This is a genomic window from Vibrio sp. QJM3NY_21 (assembly GCF_057785975.1).
This window is the reverse complement of sequence record NZ_CM173514.1, coordinates 116,962-135,207: the sequence shown is the minus strand read 5'-3', so window position 1 is coordinate 135,207 and position 18,246 is coordinate 116,962. Positions and strand designations below refer to the sequence as shown.

General features: G+C 45.4%; 12 protein-coding genes. 8 read left to right on the top strand and 4 right to left on the bottom strand.

Annotated features, from left to right (window positions below):
* Positions 1 to 194: 194 nt before the first annotated feature.
* Together AC3CID_RS16425 and AC3CID_RS16420 are read right to left on the bottom strand one after the other, a co-directional pair.
* On the bottom strand, positions 195 to 2,807 hold the full coding sequence (locus AC3CID_RS16425; protein ID WP_488527716.1) for an SEL1-like repeat protein: 2,613 nt from the start codon (positions 2,805 to 2,807) through the stop codon (positions 195 to 197).
* A gap of 483 nt (positions 2,808 to 3,290) precedes the next feature.
* Positions 3,291 to 5,462 (bottom strand): metallophosphoesterase, encoded by a 2,172-nt coding sequence (locus tag AC3CID_RS16420; protein WP_488527715.1) that lies wholly within the window; start codon positions 5,460 to 5,462, stop codon positions 3,291 to 3,293.
* A 510-nt stretch (positions 5,463 to 5,972) separates the two neighbouring features.
* Between AC3CID_RS16420 and AC3CID_RS16415 the strand changes: the two genes are divergently transcribed.
* The 5 genes from AC3CID_RS16415 to AC3CID_RS16395 all read left to right on the top strand — a co-directional run bounded on the left by AC3CID_RS16415 (position 5,973) and on the right by AC3CID_RS16395 (position 10,115).
* Positions 5,973 to 7,121, top strand: coding sequence for an S-(hydroxymethyl)glutathione dehydrogenase/class III alcohol dehydrogenase (locus AC3CID_RS16415; RefSeq protein WP_012601124.1), 1,149 nt, complete (start codon positions 5,973 to 5,975; stop codon positions 7,119 to 7,121).
* A gap of 139 nt (positions 7,122 to 7,260) precedes the next feature.
* A complete protein-coding gene (fghA, locus tag AC3CID_RS16410; RefSeq protein ID WP_488527714.1) occupies positions 7,261 to 8,100 on the top strand; it encodes an S-formylglutathione hydrolase in 840 nt (279 codons plus the stop codon).
* 161 nt (positions 8,101 to 8,261) lie between these two features.
* Complete coding sequence (locus tag AC3CID_RS16405; RefSeq protein ID WP_012601126.1) at positions 8,262 to 8,594, top strand: DMT family transporter; 333 nt, start codon at positions 8,262 to 8,264, stop codon at positions 8,592 to 8,594.
* A gap of 145 nt (positions 8,595 to 8,739) precedes the next feature.
* Positions 8,740 to 9,141: a hypothetical protein gene (locus AC3CID_RS16400; protein WP_017108445.1), complete on the top strand. Its 402-nt coding sequence runs from the start codon at positions 8,740 to 8,742 to the stop codon at positions 9,139 to 9,141.
* A gap of 236 nt (positions 9,142 to 9,377) precedes the next feature.
* Positions 9,378 to 10,115 carry an NUDIX domain-containing protein gene (locus tag AC3CID_RS16395; RefSeq protein WP_488527713.1) on the top strand — a complete coding sequence of 246 codons (738 nt, stop codon included), beginning with the start codon at positions 9,378 to 9,380 and terminating at the stop codon, positions 10,113 to 10,115.
* 139 nt (positions 10,116 to 10,254) lie between these two features.
* Here the strand turns inward: AC3CID_RS16395 and exaC are convergent, their stop codons facing one another.
* Positions 10,255 to 11,775, bottom strand: coding sequence for an acetaldehyde dehydrogenase ExaC (exaC, locus tag AC3CID_RS16390; RefSeq protein ID WP_488527712.1), 1,521 nt, complete (start codon positions 11,773 to 11,775; stop codon positions 10,255 to 10,257).
* Positions 11,776 to 12,119: 344 nt separating this feature from the next.
* Here exaC and AC3CID_RS16385 point away from each other — a divergent pair, with 344 nt between their 5' ends.
* Both AC3CID_RS16385 and AC3CID_RS16380 read left to right on the top strand, forming a co-directional pair.
* Positions 12,120 to 13,910 carry a sigma-54-dependent Fis family transcriptional regulator gene (locus AC3CID_RS16385; protein WP_488527711.1) on the top strand — a complete coding sequence of 597 codons (1,791 nt, stop codon included), beginning with the start codon at positions 12,120 to 12,122 and terminating at the stop codon, positions 13,908 to 13,910.
* A gap of 402 nt (positions 13,911 to 14,312) precedes the next feature.
* A complete protein-coding gene (locus AC3CID_RS16380; protein WP_488527710.1) occupies positions 14,313 to 16,427 on the top strand; it encodes a methyl-accepting chemotaxis protein in 2,115 nt (704 codons plus the stop codon).
* Between the two features lie 192 nt (positions 16,428 to 16,619).
* On the opposite strand, the gene AC3CID_RS16375 is transcribed toward AC3CID_RS16380, so the two are convergent.
* A complete protein-coding gene (locus tag AC3CID_RS16375) occupies positions 16,620 to 17,471 on the bottom strand; it encodes a LysR family transcriptional regulator (RefSeq protein WP_488527709.1) in 852 nt (283 codons plus the stop codon).
* A gap of 98 nt (positions 17,472 to 17,569) precedes the next feature.
* On the opposite strand from AC3CID_RS16375, the gene AC3CID_RS16370 reads away from it, so the two are divergent.
* On the top strand, positions 17,570 to 18,217 hold the full coding sequence (locus AC3CID_RS16370) for a glutathione S-transferase family protein (RefSeq protein ID WP_488527708.1): 648 nt from the start codon (positions 17,570 to 17,572) through the stop codon (positions 18,215 to 18,217).
* Positions 18,218 to 18,246 lie beyond the last annotated feature (29 nt).

Sequence of the window (18,246 nt, the reverse complement as noted above, 5' to 3'; positions counted from 1 at the left end):
AAATGCGGTTCCGCTCAAACCACTATTATTGAATAAAAAGCCTTTAGCGGTGGAGCTAGAAGAAATTCATCCTTCGAATTGACTTTGTAGTGTAAAAACGACTCCCTATCGGGAGCCTGTCATATGTCTAAATCTCGGTGCGGATTAAGTGCAGTTAAGTTCAATCAACTATCGATGTTGCATGAAGGTTGTATTTAATTACATCGAATGTAATCAGATTCCAAACATATTTTAGCTCTTTTTTTCGTCTTATTGACATCGATTAATGTCATTCTTTTAGTCATTATATCGAAGTCGTTTTGCATCCCTTCCTTGCCATTATATTGAGCTAATTTTAACCACATGTAAGATGTTTTATCGTTTTTAGTCACACCTTTACCTTCTGCGTACATTGATCCAAGATTGTATTGAGCTGTCGCAAGTCCTTGCTCAGCTGCCTTTGTGTACAAAGACACCGCCTCTTTATAGTCCTGAGAAACACCTCGACCTTCTGCGTACATAACGCCTAGATTGTTTTGAGCTGTCGCAAGTCCTTGCTTAGCGGCCTTTCCGTACCAAGACACCGCCTCTTTATCATCTTGAGAAACACCGATGCCTTCATCGTACATCCACCCTAAATGGTTTTGAGATCTCGCATGCCCCTGATCTGCAGCCTTTTCATACCAATACACCGCTTCTTTATCGTCTTGAGAAACACCCGCACCTTGCTCGTAAGACATTCCAAGGTTATGTTGAGCATCTACAAGCCCCTGCTCAGCGGCCTTTTTATACCAAAACACCGCTTCTTTATCATCTCGGGAAACACCTCGGCCTTCTCCGTACATAACGCCTAGATTGTTTTGAGCTAGCGCATGCCCTTGCTCAGCGGCCTTTCTAAACCACAACACCGCTTCTTCATAATCTTGAATTACACCCACACCTCGTTCGTAAGACAATCCAAGATTATATTGAGCATCCATAGCACCCTGCTCAATGGCTTTTCTATACCAAGACACCGCTTCTTCATAATTTTGAGAAACACCTCGACCTTCTGCGTACATGGTGCCTAGATTGTTTTGAGCTAGCGCGTGTCCTTGCTCAGCGGCCTTTCTATACCAAGATACCGCCTCCTTATCATCTTGAGAAACACCTCGGCCTTCTCTGTACATAACGCCTAAATTGTTTTGAGCATCAACAGAACCCTGCTGAATGGCTTTTCTGAACCATGACACCGCTTCTTTGTCATCTTGAGAGACTCCTCTGCCTTCTGCGTACATAACACCTAGATTGTTTTGAGCTAGCACATGCCCTTGCTCGGCGGCCTTTCTATACAAAGACACCGCCTCTTTATCATCTTGAGAAACACCTTGGCCTTTTTCGTACATCCATCCTAAATTGGTTTGAGCTCTCGTATAACCCTGCTCAGCGGCCTTTCTATACCAATACACCGCCTCTTTATCACCTTGAGAAACACCTCTGCCTTCGTCGTACATAATGCCTAGATTGTTTTGGGCTCTCGCATACCCCTGCTCTGCGGCCTGTCTATACCAGGACACCGCCTCTTTATCACCTTGAGAAACGCCAGTGCCTTCGTCGTACATAATGCCTAGATTGTTTTGGGCTCTCGCATACCCTTGCTCTGCGGCCTGTCTATACCAAGACACCGCCTCTTTATCATCTTGGGAAACACCTCTGCCTTCGTCGTACATCCACCCTAAGTTAGTTTGAGCTCTTGCATACCCCTGCTCTGCGGCCTTTCTATACCAAGACACCGCCTCTTTGTCATCTTGAGAGACACCTCTGCCTTTTTTATACATCCATCCTAAGTTAGTTTGAGCGCTCGCATCCCCCTGTTCAGCGGCCTTTCGATACCAAGACACCGCCTCTTTGTCATTTTGAGATACACCTCGGCCTTTTTCGTACATAACGCCAAGATTGTTTTGAGCTCTCGCATGTCCTTGCTCAGCGGCCTTTCTATACCAAGACACCGCTTCTTTGTTATCTAAGGAAACACCGATGCCTTTTTCGTACATCCATCCTAAGTTAGTTTGAGCGCTCGCATCCCCCTGCTCAGCGGCCTTTCTATACCAAGACACCGCTTCTTTGTCATCTTGAGAAACACCTCGACCTTCGTCGTACATCCATCCTAAATTGTTTTGAGCTCTCGCGTTCCCCTGCTCAGCGGCCTTTCTATACCAAGACACCGCTTCTTTATCATTTTGAGATACACCTCGGCCTTCGTCGTACATCCATCCTAAATTGGTTTGAGCTCTTGCATACCCCTGCTCAGCGGCCTTTCTATACCAAGACACCGCTTCTTCATAATCTTGGGAAACACCATTGCCCTCTTCGTACATCCATCCTAAATTGGTTTGAGCTCTTGCATACCCTTGCTCTGCGGCTTGTCTATACCAAGACACCGCCTCTTTATCATCTTGAGAAATACCTCGGCCTTTTTCGTACATCCATCCTAAATTGGTTTGAGCTCTCGCATGCCCTTGCTCAGCGGCCTTTCTATACCAAGACACCGCTTCTTTGTCATCTTGAGAGACACCTCGGCCTTTTTTGTACATACGTCCTAAATTGGTTTGAGCTCTTACATATCCCTGCTCCGCAGCCTTTCTATACCAAGACACTGCTTGTGTATCATCCTGAGATACACCTTTCCCTTCTTCATACATAACGCCTAGATTAAATTGACCGTGAGCGTCCCCTTGCTCTGCCTGATGAAAGTATGCAGCTTTTTTTGCTTCAATATCGTCTTGATGTCGATCTTGAGTGCACCCAGCCAAGCTAATAGAAACTATTAAAAAAATTAAAATTCGCATCTCTGACTCTGTTGTATAAGTAATAATTATTATTTATGTGTGTAACTTGTGATTTCCACAAAATCTATGACAAGTAGTAGTAAAGTCGCTATAGCGACCTTTAAATAGCAAGTAATAAGATAATGCGATCTTCTCTTTGTGACTTTTTATAAAATCAATAAGTTAGAAGAAAGTCAATCGAGTGAATTGCTTATTGTTGCATATGTTGAATATTTACTGCGTTTGAGTGAATTCTAGTCGGGAAAGGCTCGTCGCTAAATTGTGTAGAGTATTCAATCTGTCAAATAAACGGGCAGGGATGTAACAGTCGAGAATCAACCAACTCGACTATTGAGAAGTTAACTAGGAATAAGTTCTTGAGGGTAATCCTCGATTGAAGTTTCTCTACAGACAAACAAAAAGGACCCACGAATTCATCTTTAGTGGGTCCTTCTTTAATCCAATGATCTAGAAACCTAGTCAGCTATAACAAAGCAATGAAACTTAGTTTACTGTCGTAGAGCCTCTAAGAATATCGCGCTTCACTTCACCTTTCAGATCGGTCAGTGTTTGTTGGTCGATATCAATCAAGAAGTGGTCACTCGCTTGGCCTGTTGCGAATTTTTCAAGAATCACGAACAAGCTACCAAAACGAGAGCGGAACACTTCACCAACGGTATATTGGCCAAGGTCACCCAGTTCAGAATCCACGGTGCCGTCAAACTCAGCAAGCTCACGGCTTAGCAGTTCGTATTGGCGCAGTTGTGTTTCACCGATATCACGGAACGCCAGTTCGTCTGCGTTACGTAGTCGATAGAAATCTGTCGCTAGTAGCTCACCGATCCACTCTGCAAAGTCAGCTAATTCTAGTCCCTCTAGAGAAGCCAGCTTTTCAGCAACAGCCTTGGCTGTCTGCCAATCCTGTTGGAATTGCTCGTAGTCATCCACACCATTTTCAACACAAGTACCTACGTCGTAGCCGAGTTTGTTCGCTAGCTGACAGACCGTGAAGTTGGTTTGTAGCTGAGACATAATCATCATCTCTTCACCGTTCATGCGCATGATCATTTCACGCATTTCGATTGGCCAATCACTAGGAAGGAAACGCAAGCGCGTTAATTCACGGATATGCCAGTCAGTCAGTTCGTAGTAGCTCTCTGAATCCAGAATATCTTTGTTCCAGATCTTAGCTTCTGCATCAGGGTCTCCATTCGCAGCTTGAGTAAGGTATGCATGCTCTTCTTCGTAGTGACTAAACAGTTCGTTGTAACGTTCAACTTGATCGATAACCACAGTCTCGACCTCGATTTGGTTATCAGAGCGAATGTTCAGCAGCTTGTAAGCTGGGATGTAACCCGCTAACGATGGCGCTTGGATATTAAAGAGCGTGTGCTGAACACCATCGATATTGAAGCTTTTCTTACCTGTATCGTTAAAGTGCATGTGACCGCCAACGTGGATGTTTAAGCCCGTTGCAGCCAATGCTCGACTGGTATTGTCATCCGGTTCACGCGCCAGTTGATGACTACCTTCACCAAACAGATCTTCAATCTCTTCAGAAGCACCGTTATAGAAATCAGTCATTGGGAAGTGTGAGAAAGAGACAAGCGTCTTGTTCTGCTCTTTGGCTGCTTTTACTACATCTGAGATCCAATCGATCACATGTTCTTTGTGAGTCAGCATCATGTTGTAGCCAGCGCTGCTTGAACCGTCGAACGTGTTTCCATCTACAGAGCTATCAGATGAGTTTTCTTTAGGTCGATAAACATTCGCGTCGATTGCCAACAACCACAACCCTTTAACTGGCTCGACTAAGTAACTGGTATCAGGCACTTCAGAACAGCTTGAGTAACCACTTTCTTTGTAACTGCCGCCCGTACCTTCATAACAGATCTCGTACATGCGCTTATCAAACGCCGCTTCTTCTTTAGCTAAGTCATAGCTGTAGTTAGTTCGAGCTTGTTCGCTGCTGTAAGGGGTTTCAAAGTAGAGGTAATCTTGTTGAGGGTAGAAGCCGTGAGTTCCAAGGATACCCATGATCTCTTCATAGCCCCACTCACGTACTTCTTCAGTACATATGGTTGCTAAGTTGTCGCCTTGTCCAGGAATGGTTGTCCACTCACCCTCATAGCCAACACACTCTTCTTTACCGCGGCTGTAAATGCGTTGATTCTTACCACCTTCTCCTAGGTAATCAGATTTACCTGCAGGAATAGTAAATGGACGCACTGGATCGTGGTTGCCTGGGGCGGCGAAGAACTCAAGGCCGTACGTGTCACGATAGTGATCAAAAATGCTAACTAAGCCACGCATATGAATCGGCTGGCCGTCGTCACTGAAGTCACCCGGCAGGGCTACGTATTTCACGCCACGCTCAACCACATCATCAAGCGCTGCGATCATCGCAAAGTAGTTTTCATTGAACAAACGAGTAGAGTTCATCTGCGACTCCATCGTTCGAATTGTCGCATACTCACCACTATCTGAGTTGTAGAGCCCAGCGAACGAACCGTCTTTAAAATCACCGTAAACGTCATGAAAATGGATATCAGGCATGAATGCGACTTGCACTGCACTCTCTAGATTACCGCTGTCATCACTTGGCGAACTTGAATTACAACCCGCTAATGTGGCTACTATCAAGCCTGACAGTACGGTCAATGTACTCTTTTTCATTTTCTCTTCCCAAAAAGTTAGAACTCAAAATTTGGCGAGGAGATTAGGTGAGAAAAATGACATTATTGTTTCTGATATCTTACAAAACGTCGCATATAGAGTGCTTATGCGACCTTGCTTCAATCCTTAAAATTCAATTAGTTAGTTAACATCACAAGCGTCAATGATTTGATAAGACAAATCACATGCAAGTATACAATCCATCACGCATCGAACGACCGAACATCAATGGTAGCAATGCATCCAAGTGATTCAAAGTACCACCCCTTTCCTAAAAGTGGCTTGTTGGTCTCAAGGTTTACGACCACTAAGTCGGGCAGCCCCCCAATACTAATTATTACAAATGTGTAATAATCATTTTCTATTTAAGGGGATTATCAAAACTCGCACTCACACCTATACTAGCTCCAACAAAACGAGAGAGCGGAAACAATTAAGCTCAACTACTCTTAACGGGTTAAAGCTAATTGCACAGTTATCCGCTGTACTGACATATATAGGAAGCATCCAATGACAATCGAAATTAAACCTGGTCAAACTCATATCAAATCAAAAGCAATGGTTGCATGGGCAGCTGGTGAGCCACTAAAAATGGAAGAAGTTGATGTACAACTTCCTAAAGCTGGTGAGGTTCTAGTTCGCATCGTTGCTACTGGTGTTTGTCACACTGACGCATTCACATTATCAGGTGACGATCCAGAAGGTATCTTCCCTTCAATTCTTGGTCACGAAGGTGGCGGTATCGTTGAGATGATCGGCGAAGGCGTTACAAGTGTTGAGATTGGCGACCACGTTATCCCACTTTACACAGCTGAATGTGGCGAATGTAAGTTCTGTAAATCTGGTAAAACTAACCTGTGCCAAGCCGTTCGTGAAACTCAAGGTAAAGGCCTAATGCCAGACGGTACAAGCCGCTTCTCTATCAATGGCGAAACAATTTTCCATTACATGGGTTGCTCGACTTTCTCTGAGTACACAGTACTTCCAGAGATCTCTCTAGCGAAAGTAAGCAAAGAAGCACCTCTTGAAGAAGTTTGTCTTCTAGGTTGTGGTGTAACAACAGGTATGGGCGCTGTACTAAACACAGCTAAAGTTGAAAAAGGCGACAACGTTGCTGTATTCGGCCTAGGCGGTATCGGTCTATCTGCAATCATTGGTGCTCGCATGGCTGGTGCTGACCGCATCATCGGTGTTGATATCAACGAGAGCAAATTCGAGCTAGCAAAACAGCTTGGCGCGACTGACTGCATCAACCCAACTAAATTCGACAAACCAATCCAAGACGTTATCGTTGAGATGACAGACGGTGGTGTTGAGTACTCTTTCGAGTGTATCGGTAACGTAAACGTGATGCGTCAAGCGCTTGAGTGCTGTCACAAAGGTTGGGGCGAATCAGTCATCATTGGTGTTGCAGGTGCAGGCCAAGAGATCTCAACTCGTCCATTCCAACTAGTGACTGGTCGTGTATGGCGTGGTTCTGCTTTCGGTGGTGTTAAAGGCCGCTCTGAGCTTCCAGAAATCGTTAACCGCTACATGGCAGGTGAGTTTGGTCTTCAAGAGTTCATCACTCACACTATGGGTCTGCAAGACGTAAACGAAGCATTCGACCTAATGCACAAAGGTGAATCTATCCGTACTGTTCTACACATGGATAAGTAATTCACTTGGCCTCGATTCTTTCGAGCATCTAGGCCAAAGTTATAAATGAAAAGCAACAAACTGTCTTCACCACCTCCTGCCCGGTGGGTGGTGAAACTTTAAGTAATATACAAACCATCAACCTAACGGAGCACAATAGATGACAATCGAAAATATTAGCCAAGCGAAGGTTGCTGGTGGTTGGCACAAACAATACACCCACTTTTCTGCAACGCTTGACTGCAACATGCGTTTTGCGATTTTCTTGCCGCCTAACGCAAGCAAAGAAAACCCAGTTCCTGTTTTGTATTGGTTATCAGGCTTAACCTGTACCGATGAAAACTTCATGCAAAAAGCTGGCGCGTTCAAAGCTGCGGCTGAACAAGGTATCGCGATTGTCGCACCAGACACTAGCCCACGTGGTGAAGGTGTTGCCGACAATGAAAGCTACGACTTAGGCCAAGGTGCAGGCTTCTATGTGAATGCCACTCAAGCACCATGGGACAGCCATTACCACATGTACGATTACGTGGTAACAGAGCTTCCAGCCTTGATTGAGTCTTTCTTCCCTGTGACTTCAGTGAAGTCGATTTCTGGTCACAGCATGGGCGGACACGGTGCCCTAACGATTGGTATCAAGAACGAAGATAGCTACCGTTCTATCTCGGCATTCAGCCCAATCACCAACCCAATGCAATGCCCTTGGGGACAGAAAGCATTCAACCAATATCTAGGCTTAGATATTGCAGAATGGAAACAGTACGACGCCTCTGAGCTTTTGAAAACCAAAGGCACTAAGCTGCCAATGTTGGTTGACCAAGGCGAAGCGGACAACTTCCTAATTGAGCAGCTTAAACCTGAGCAATTAGTCGAAGCGGCTAAGGTAACCAATGCCGATTTAGAGCTACGTATGCAGCCAGGTTACGACCATAGCTACTTCTTCATCTCTAGCTTTATTGATGAACACATTGAGTTCCACGCAGCTTATCTGAACAAGTAGTCACACCGATTTAGCCCACACCTTGCATAAAGCGTGAGGTGTGGGCTTTTTTGTGCCTGCTGTTTGGGCGAGACCGCTGCTACGTAATAGCAACAACAAAGATTCACTCTTTCAAACACTCCGCTATACCAACAAAAACAATACAACTAAAAGGTACGACTATGAGCTGGTTTTTCTTAATGATGGGCGTGATGGCAGAAGCACTTTCTCACGTAGCACTTAAAGCAACCGACGGTTTCAGTTTGTCTAAACCCATCCCTGCTCTATTGGTGATTTCAGGACACTTGGCGGCATTTCTATTTTTGAGCCAAGCAATGAAAGGGATGCCTGTAGGTGTGGTTCACTCTTTATGGGCGGGCTTGGCTATCGTAACCGTGAGCTTGATTTCTACGTTTGTTTACCGCCAACACCTCGATACTATGGTGTGGGTTGGTATGTTATTTGTGGCAGCAGGTGTTGTGATGATCAACCTATCTCAAGGTCACTCACACTAGTGTAGATAGTGACTTATGAACAGTGTGTCAATTCATTCAAACTTCCTAACAGACAGGTGTCGCCTTCACTTATTCATACTCTTACAATCAGCAAATCAAACCTGTTACCATAGCGCCTTCAACATCACCTATTTTGAAGGTTGCTATGAAAGCAATTAAGACTCTTTTCTTCCTGATGGTTTTATTGAGCGGTCTGTTTACCGCTTGGCTGTTTATCCCGATTCCAGCGACCATGGACAAGCAAACGCTCGACGTTCCATTAACGGAACCATTCAAGCTTGTGGCGTACCGCAGCAACCCGAATGATGCGAGCAAGCCGCTGACTTACCACTACTATGTGATTTCAGATGTGGTTGGCGTGGACGACATGGACCCGTTCCTAGTTACCACAGACCAGTTCGTGAAGCTTGGTGAATTCGACGAGAACACGTTCAATTTAACGGTTAACGGTAAGATCGAGAGCTACACCAACGATTTGTGGATCAAAAAATCTGACGGCAAGCTTCAGCACTGGTACGTAAGTGTTGATGCAAACTATATTCGTTAGAGTCGAATCCAAATAAACCCTATTTTAAAACTGCGCTTTGGCTTCCAAGCGCAGTTTTTGTTTCTAGCGCAATTGTCGTTTCAACCCGCCCGCTATGCACTCTCCCTCACTTTTTACCCACCACTGCCGTGCTCTTAAAAATGCTACAAGCAGAGCAGGTTTTATAAGCTCTTGAGATAAGATAAGCTCCACCTATGCTCGACACCCAATAAATCAAAAATAATAAAGGATCACCCGTGGAATTTACGCTCGACAAATTTAACGGCATCATCATCGACCCAGCAACAACCCCTCACGATGCTGACTCATTTAATGCCGAACTCAGCGAGATCACCGAATTTTCAAATCAGAATAACAAAGGCATCATTTGGATTAGCTTGCCTATTTCACTCTCGCACCTTATTCCGGTGGCAACTGAACTTGGCTTTGTGTTTCACAACTGTCTAGAAGACGAGATTACGCTGATCCATAAATCCGAGATTGTAGAGTTTGTGCCTTTCATCCCCACCCACACCTTGGGTGCTGGCGCATTGATCACCAACGAACACAACCAAGTTCTGATGATTAAAGAGCACGGCATGACAGGCTACAAGTTACCGGGCGGTCATATTGAATTGGGTGAAGGCATTGAAGAATCTGTGGTTCGAGAAACTCTGGAAGAAACTGGCATCGAAGCCACGTTCGTTTCAGTGGTTGGTATGGCGACAAGACACCCGTATCAATTCGGTAAATCAAACCTCTACTTTATTTGTCACCTTATCGCTCAAACTCAAGAGATCGCGATTCAAGACACTGATGAAATTGCAGAAGCTAAATGGATTGATGTTGAAGAGTATATTAACAACCCCGACAGCTACCCATTTAACCGCCAATTAGTCGGTTCTCTGATAGGAAAGCAAGGCTTGGAACTCACTCAGCTAGAAGGCAACTATGGCCCTGTCCACAAGCCCGAAATCTTCTTTTCACAAAGCTAGAACGATTCAGACATAAAAACGCCCAACTCACATGAATTGGGCGTTTTGGTTTTGCTTTTTGTTTTTATTAAAGCCGACTGCGTTGTTAGTTATTCTTTGTACCCATGATTCATTCTCATTCTTTTAGAACGAACCTGTATTAGAAGAAGCCCAACGGATTAGTATCGTAGCTGATCAACAGGTTCTTAGTATTTTGGTAGTGATCGAGCATCATCTTGTGTGTCTCGCGGCCAATGCCCGATTTCTTGTAACCACCAAACGCGGCATGTGCTGGATAAGCATGGTAACAGTTCACCCAAATACGCCCCGCTTCAATGTTGCGCCCCATGCGATACGCTAGGTTTGCATCACGCGTCCACACGCCTGCACCCAAGCCATACTCGGTATCGTTAGCGATTTCTAACGCTTCCGCTTCGTCTTTAAACGTCGTTACTGCGATAACAGGGCCAAAGATCTCTTCTTGGAACACGCGCATCTTGTTGTGCCCTTCCAGCATGGTTGGCTGAATGTAGTAACCGTTGCCGAGATCATCTGGTTGCTGAGCGATTTCACCACCTGTCAGCACTTTCGCACCCTCTTGACGACCGATTTCTAGGTAGCTCAAGATCTTATCAAACTGCTCTTTTGAAGCTTGTGCGCCAACCTGAGTATCGGTGTCTAACGGGTTACCTTGTTTAATCGTTTGAGCACGCTCAACGACCTTGGCGATGAACTTGTCGTATACCGATTCATGGATCAGCACACGTGATGGACAGGTACACACTTCACCTTGGTTGAAGAACGCAAGCAGCATGCCTTCAACACACTTATCAAGGTATTCGTCTTCATGGTTAAAGATGTCTGGGAAGTAGATGTTTGGAGACTTACCGCCAAGCTCAACCGTTGATGGAATCAAACTTTCAGCCGCACATTTCAGGATGTGGTGGCCGACTTCTGTCGAACCGGTAAAAGCTAGCTTCGCCAAACGATCGCTGGTTGCTAACGCTTGACCCGCTTCGCTACCAAAACCATTCACGATGTTGACTACGCCTGCAGGTAGAAGATCAGCGATCTTCTCCATCATCACCAAAATCGATGTCGGTGTTTGCTCGGCGGGTTTCATCACCACACAACAGCCCGCAGCCAGTGCAGGAGCCAATTTCCAAGCCGCCATTAAAATCGGGAAGTTCCAAGGAATGATCTGCCCCACCACACCAATAGGTTCTGGGAAGTGGTAGCTTGCGGTGTTTGAATCTAGCTCTGCTGCGCTGCCTTCTTGTGCTCGAATACAACCTGCAAAGTAACGGAAGTGGTCGACAACCAAAGGGATATCCGCCGCTAGAGTTTCTCGTACAGGCTTGCCGTTTTCCCACGTCTCAACGACCGCGATTTCTTCTAGGTTTGCTTCAATGCGATCGGCAATTTTGAGCAGGATGTTCGAACGTTCAGTCACACTAGTCGCCGCCCAACTTGCACGAGCTGCGTGCGCGGCATCTAGTGCCAAGCTAATGTCCGCCTCGGTTGAGCGTGCCACTTGGCAATACACCTGACCATTCACTGGGGAAGTGTTATCAAAATACTCGCCGCTAACAGGTTTCACCCACTCGCCACCGATAAAGTTATCGTATTGCGCTTTAAAGTTAACCACTGCGTTATCACTACCCGGCTGTGCGTAAATCATAGTTAGATCCTTCTTTGATTTTTAGTCGTTATTGAGCTTATGTTGTCGAGCTAGTATGGCGGCTTCCCTTGAGAACAGATCTCGTGAGAAGAAAGCTCGTAAGAAGATAGCCACCATGTTTATACTTTCTGTTTAAAACACTGATACTTCGTGTTTTCTTCACAACAGTAACAACGCAAATCACACGCCAGAACTTCAAAACTTGTTGTTAATAAATTGTAAAACTATGATTACCAAACGTTTACAACCCAAAGTGAGTTGGCATTGAACGGACGTATGGAAACCACTCCAATGTTCAACTGTTCCAATTTGGTACACCCTCACTGTTACGACATGGAACAGTCATGCACCTTCAACAAGCAAACACCTCAGATTGGCTTTCGTCTTCTTGGCACCGCAGCACAGAAGCGGGTCTAAAACAGAGACGACTTCCCGAAGACATTCGCCTACCACAATCGATTCTCAAGCAACGACGTCATCAATCGTCTGACTTGATTCAGATCGTCGAACGCAATGCGCTACCTCTGTTTAATCAGATGTTTGCACGCACTGACAGCCGCTTGATTTTGACGGATATTGAGGGAGTGATTCTGGCGAGTTGGGGACAGGAGCGGTTTAAGGAGAAACTAACTTCGATTGCACTCAGCTCTGGGGCGTGTTGGCAGGAACAACTTAAAGGCACCAACGCGATTGGCACCGCGATTGTTGAAGCCAAGCCAGTATCTATCATTGGCGAACAGCACTTCATCCACCAGCATCGTTTTATCAGTTGCTCAGCAAGCCCGGTGTTTGATCACCAAGGTCAAATGGTTGGGGTGTTAGACATTACTAGTGAGCAGCAACAACACGATACTTCGGTACAGCTACTGGTTCAAAATATGGTTCAGCTTGTTGAAAATCAGCTTCTGAGTCATATCCCACAAGGCACCACTCGTATTGACCTCGCGTGTGAGAAATCACTACTGCACAGTGGTTGGCAAGGGATAGTGATAGCCAATGAAGCTGGTGAGGTAGTGGCGCACAATCAAGTTGCTTCTCAACTGCTGGATCAAACCTCGATCGTCGGCGAATGCATTGACACCCTCTTCAATCGAACCTCATTGGACACGCCCTTTGTATTTGAAAAACAGCATCTCAAACAACCAACCACCAAACGCACGCGCTCCATTTCAGCATCGTGTGATCTGCACCATGGCGAACAAAAGATAGAACACGCTTGGCAGCAAGCTAATAAGGTTATCGATAAAGGGATCAGCCTATTAATCCTAGGAGAAACAGGGGTCGGAAAAGGCGAATTTGTTAAAGCACTGCACAAGCAAAGCCAGCGTAAATCTTCGCCCTTAGTAGCAGTAAATTGCGGGGCGCTACCCAAAGATCTTATCGAATCAGAACTGTTTGGTTACGCGCCGGGCGCTTTTACTGGCGCAAGCCACAAAGGTTTCCAAGGTAAGATCCGCCAAGCAGACAAGGGTATTCTGTTTCTCGATGAAATTGCCGACATGCCATTGGAGGCTCAATGCCGATTGCTGCATGTTCTGCAAGATAAGTCAGTCGTCCCTGTGGGTTCAAATCAGAACTACCAAGTCGATTGTCAGATCATTGCTGCCACGCATAAAAACCTAGAACAGTTAGTTGCAACTGGAGAGTTTCGACAAGATCTGTATTACAGACTAAACGGCTTAGCCTTCACCTTGCCAAGCCTGCAACACCGACAAGACAAACACGCCTTAATCGAGCACATTCACAGTAAGTACGCGGAAGACGAACAGACAATTTGCCCGCACTTAATGAGCTTACTGTGCGCCTATTCTTGGCCGGGCAACATACGTGAATTAGACAATTTACTTAAGGTCGCCGCCCTACTCGCCAGTGACGAAGCAATACTCACGTTAGAACATGTACCTAGCCACCTTGCTCAACATCTCACGTCATTAGCGCAAGATAATCAGCATCAACTGACGACTCCTAATACCATCAAAGACACAACGAATAACGATTTAAGAAGCACCGTTGAAGAAACCTTGCTGCAAACGTATCAAGCGAACCAAGGCAACATCAGTAAGACTTCGCGAATACTCGGCATCAGCCGCAATACCATTTATAGAAAGCTAAAGAGCTTGGGGATTCTTCAATAAAACATGAACAATGATTTGGATGCTCTGATTGAGCACCCAAAGTAGAAACACACACTTTATTAGTGAACATACTGTGCTTCGGACTAAATTAAAGTGTGAGTAAAGTCACGTAATAAGTAATCCATATTCAGGACACCCTCAAACTACAACCTCTTGATTTACCGACAAATAAATATCATTAATAAATTTAAAAGATCAATGAATACAAATAGCTAATGAAATACTAACGGCCATTTACTTACCTTATAGAATCCGCCTACAAGATATAAATCTGAGCACTATGCAATCCTATTTATAACTTTGATCACCCTATTCTTTTTGTGTTCATTATTTTGAATTTTCCATTCACTTATCTTGTTTAAAATCTCTGGGAAATTACCAATATTTGGCTATAGGGATCATATGTTTAACAGTATACGTACGCGAATTGCGGTGAGTGCAGGTGGAGCAATGGCTTTCACTCTGTTGATCGCAATGGGCATGACCACCAGCGCATTTACCGATGTGAACAAACAAGTCACTGAAAAAGTAAAGACGCAGCTGACAGACGCCACAACGACAGATTTGCAAAACACAGCCATTCAACAAGGTTTGAACATTGCCAACCAACTTAACCCTGTACTAGCAAACCTTAAGCAAGCACGATCCATTATCGAGCTAAGTTCACAAACCAACGCAAGCGCAGACCTTATCGTTAAACAGTTTACTGCCGCCTTGGAAGCACAAAACAAAGCTGTATTTGCTGGCTACATGGTGTGGGAGAACAAGACTTGGCCACAACAAACCGATCTGAATAACGAGATCAGCTTGGACACCGAATTAGGTTTTAACAGTCAGGGCTACCTTGCGCCTTTCTTCTCTCCAAATGATCAGAACAGCTTTGATGCCGTCGCAATGGAGAGTTTCAGCAATACCGAACTCAACAGCAACGGCGAGCGCAAAGACGACTGGCACTTAATGCCATATCAAACCGGTAAGACATTTGTGATGGAACCCTATTTCTATCCAGTTCGCGGTAAGCAAGAGCTCATCACTACCATCAGCCAACCAATCAAACAAGACGGAAAAATCATTGGCTCAATTGGCTTTGATTTGTCTTTGTTCGAGCTTCAAAGCCAAAGTGAATTGCTTGCACGTAACTTGTTTGATGGCGAAGGAAAAATCCTTATTACATCATGGAAAGGCATAACTCTCGCCAACAGCCGAGCTGGAAACATGGTGGGTAAAAGAGTCTCTTCTGAATTGGAATCCGAATGGTCGACAATTCAATCTATCGCTAAACGAGAAGGTGCAGGCCTTGTTAATTTCGGCGGCGATGAGTACGCAATAACAGCCATTGATACCAGTGATGCGCCTTGGGTAGTCATGGTATCCGTTCCCAGTAGTCACCTTACAAAAAGCGTCGACGACTACACGCAATGGAGTGATGCACAGAATTCAAAAGCACTTGAAAAAGGTGTGTGGGCGGGGATCATCGCAGCTATTCTAGGTATTGCCTCAATGGCATTCATTGCCAATTCTCTGGGCAAGGTTCTAAACAATTTAGTAGAGCGTTTTAAAGATGCTGCACAAGGCGAAGGCGACTTAACTTACCGCATTGAAGTGAAAGGAAAAGATGAAACCGCTCAGCTTGCACACTGGTTCAATACTTTCCTATCTCGTATGCAAGAGATGCTACTTACCGTGATGGTAACGGCCGACCAAGTAGATAAAAACGCAACAGAAGGCCAAGCTCGTGCTGAAGTTTCACGTGACCAGTTGAACTCTCAGGTCAACGAGGTGAACTCACTTGCAACCGCGATCAATGAAATGAGTGCGACTGCGCAAGAAGTGGCAAGCTCAGCCGTTCAAGCAGCCGCAGCAGCAAGCCAAGTACAAAGCAACAGCCTTAATGGCATGACACGCATGGACAATGCCGCCAGCGCTGTAGACAGCTTGGCTGTTCAGGTCAATGACGCACAGCAACAAACACAAAATTTGGTCGATTCGAGCACCGCTATTCAGGGTATCTTGAGCGAGATTGGTGGCATTGCAGAACAAACCAACTTACTTGCGCTTAACGCGGCTATTGAGGCAGCCCGTGCGGGTGAAGCAGGACGAGGCTTTGCTGTTGTGGCAGATGAAGTGCGTAACCTCGCCAATCGCACTCAAGGTTCGACAGAAGAGATTCGCTCGATGTTGGCCCGCCTAGAGCAAGAGACTCAATCTATCGTGATATTGATGGAGCAAAGCCAGAAGCAAGCGAATGACACCAAAGGCGAAACCCAAGCAGCACATCTAGCACTATCTGAAATAAACCAAGCGATTGAAGTGATTAATGACATGAACAATCAGATTGCTTCCGCGGCTGAAGAGCAAAGCTCAGTATCAGAAGAGATTAACCGCAATGTAGTGATCATCAATGACACCGCTGTGGAAGTGATGGGCACCATGACATCATCAGTAGCAATCAGTAATGAGCTGACAGTGAAAGCCGGAGATTTGCACGGTGAGTTAAGCAAGTTCAAGCTTTCTTAATTACCAACAACGTCTCACAATAACTAGGCCGAGAAACGCAATGTTTTCAGAGAAACGCAATGTTCTCGGCCTCTTCATTTCTTAATTCCCGCTCAGCTCCAAACTCATCGATTGCAGTTCATCTATTAAATTTTACGGAACAAAACTCGCCTAACCAAACTATCTCTATAAACTATCCCAATATAAATAAAGCTAATCAGACTCTAATTCCACAAGTTGATTGAGCACTTCTTTGTCTAACACCGGGTGATGTTTGCTCGCTAAGATCAGCACAATATCCACTGCTGGTAACGGCGGCATATCATCAAGAATTTTCAAATCCGGAGTCACGCTGAGCTTACCCATTGCACCAATCGCAAGCCCCGCTTTGACGATAGCGCGCTGCGCGGAAGCGGTATTACTGCACGCCAGCAACTGATAAGACGTACCTTGCTTGGTTAAACCATTCACTGCTGCAGCATGATATTTACAGTCTGTTTGAAACAAGGCTAATGGAACAGGCTTGGAACCATCAAATACAAACTCAGGGCTGCTAATCCACACTCCGACATCATGAGTCAGCCAATACCCCTCTTCGCTGTCGGGCGCTCGGGTGACAATTGCGGCATCTAAACGGCCGTCATCCAACCACTCTCTCAGCGTAATGCTGGGCAGGCTAAATATTTGGATTGAGCACGTTGGTTCTGCTTGTTGCAACAGGCGAATCACTTTCGGCAGAATGGTGTCGTTGTAGTCTTCAGGGCAACCTAATCTTAAGGGCTGTTTGTCTTCATAACGCTTTACTTGTTTAAGCGCGGTATTGTGAAGGGCGACCAACTGTTCAGCATGAGAACGCAGCGCTAAGCCCGCTTCAGTCAGTATTAAATTACGTCCTTCTTTTTGGAAAAGAGTGACGTTGAGTTCTTCTTCCAACTTACGCATCTGAGCACTGAATGCCGATTGGGTGCGATTGATCTGTTTCGCGGCACGCGTGAAGCTGCTGGTTTCCACAAACGCGAGAAAGCCTCGCAACGCATCAATATCCATATCGAAATCACCACCCATCGTTTTTATTAATGTATTGCATCAAAATTATCCGTTAGTGCCTCGCAATACAATCCCCTAAGCTCAAAAGCATACCCACCAAACGCAAGGAAGCAACGATGCAGCTTTATATTGGAAACCAGAACTACTCAACTTGGTCACTGCGCGCATGGCTAATATTCGACAACTACAACCTCAATGCCGAAGTCATTAAGCTCAAGCTTTTCACCTCTGATTTCTACGACACTCTGGCTAAAGTGACACCAACGGCCAAGGTTCCAACCCTAGTTGATGGTGACGTTGCGGTGTGGGATTCATTGGCGATTCTCGAATACGTTAACGACGCCCACTTGAACGGTGCAGCGTGGCCTAGTTCAGTGAAAGAACGCGCCCATGCCCGAGCAATTTCCGCAGAAATGCACTCTGGATTTTTTGCCGTCAGAAATGAAATGCCAATGAATTGCCGCGCACAACGAAAGCTAAAACTCAGTGAAGATGCACTGAAAGACATCGCTCGTATCGATGCAATATGGTCAGCGCAAATGGATCTGTACCCAGAGGGATGGTTGTTTGGTGAATGGTCTATTGCCGATGCGATGTTTGCACCTGTGGCGCTGCGCGTAGAAACCTATGGCATCAAACTTTCAGAGAAGGCATCACAGTATCAGCAACGCGTGCTCAACAGCCCATCAATACAAAAATGGCAAGCAGAAGCCAGTTTAGAAACCGATGTGGTTGAAGAGGATGAGGCGGGTGAGCCAGTATAGGTAGATTAATATGAGTCTCGATATAACAT

Coding starts and splice junctions, on each gene's coding strand:
- exaC (WP_488527712.1), bottom strand. CDS start 11,775: ATGATTTACGCACAGCCGGGTAGTGATAACGCAGTGGTTAACTTTAAA.
- AC3CID_RS16380 (WP_488527710.1), top strand. CDS start 14,313: ATGTTTAACAGTATACGTACGCGAATTGCGGTGAGTGCAGGTGGAGCA.
- AC3CID_RS16400 (WP_017108445.1), top strand. CDS start 8,740: ATGAAAGCAATTAAGACTCTTTTCTTCCTGATGGTTTTATTGAGCGGT.
- AC3CID_RS16370 (WP_488527708.1), top strand. CDS start 17,570: ATGCAGCTTTATATTGGAAACCAGAACTACTCAACTTGGTCACTGCGC.
- AC3CID_RS16405 (WP_012601126.1), top strand. CDS start 8,262: ATGAGCTGGTTTTTCTTAATGATGGGCGTGATGGCAGAAGCACTTTCT.
- AC3CID_RS16385 (WP_488527711.1), top strand. CDS start 12,120: ATGCACCTTCAACAAGCAAACACCTCAGATTGGCTTTCGTCTTCTTGG.
- AC3CID_RS16425 (WP_488527716.1), bottom strand. CDS start 2,807: ATGCGAATTTTAATTTTTTTAATAGTTTCTATTAGCTTGGCTGGGTGC.
- fghA (WP_488527714.1), top strand. CDS start 7,261: ATGACAATCGAAAATATTAGCCAAGCGAAGGTTGCTGGTGGTTGGCAC.
- AC3CID_RS16375 (WP_488527709.1), bottom strand. CDS start 17,471: ATGGGTGGTGATTTCGATATGGATATTGATGCGTTGCGAGGCTTTCTC.
- AC3CID_RS16420 (WP_488527715.1), bottom strand. CDS start 5,462: ATGAAAAAGAGTACATTGACCGTACTGTCAGGCTTGATAGTAGCCACA.
- AC3CID_RS16415 (WP_012601124.1), top strand. CDS start 5,973: ATGACAATCGAAATTAAACCTGGTCAAACTCATATCAAATCAAAAGCA.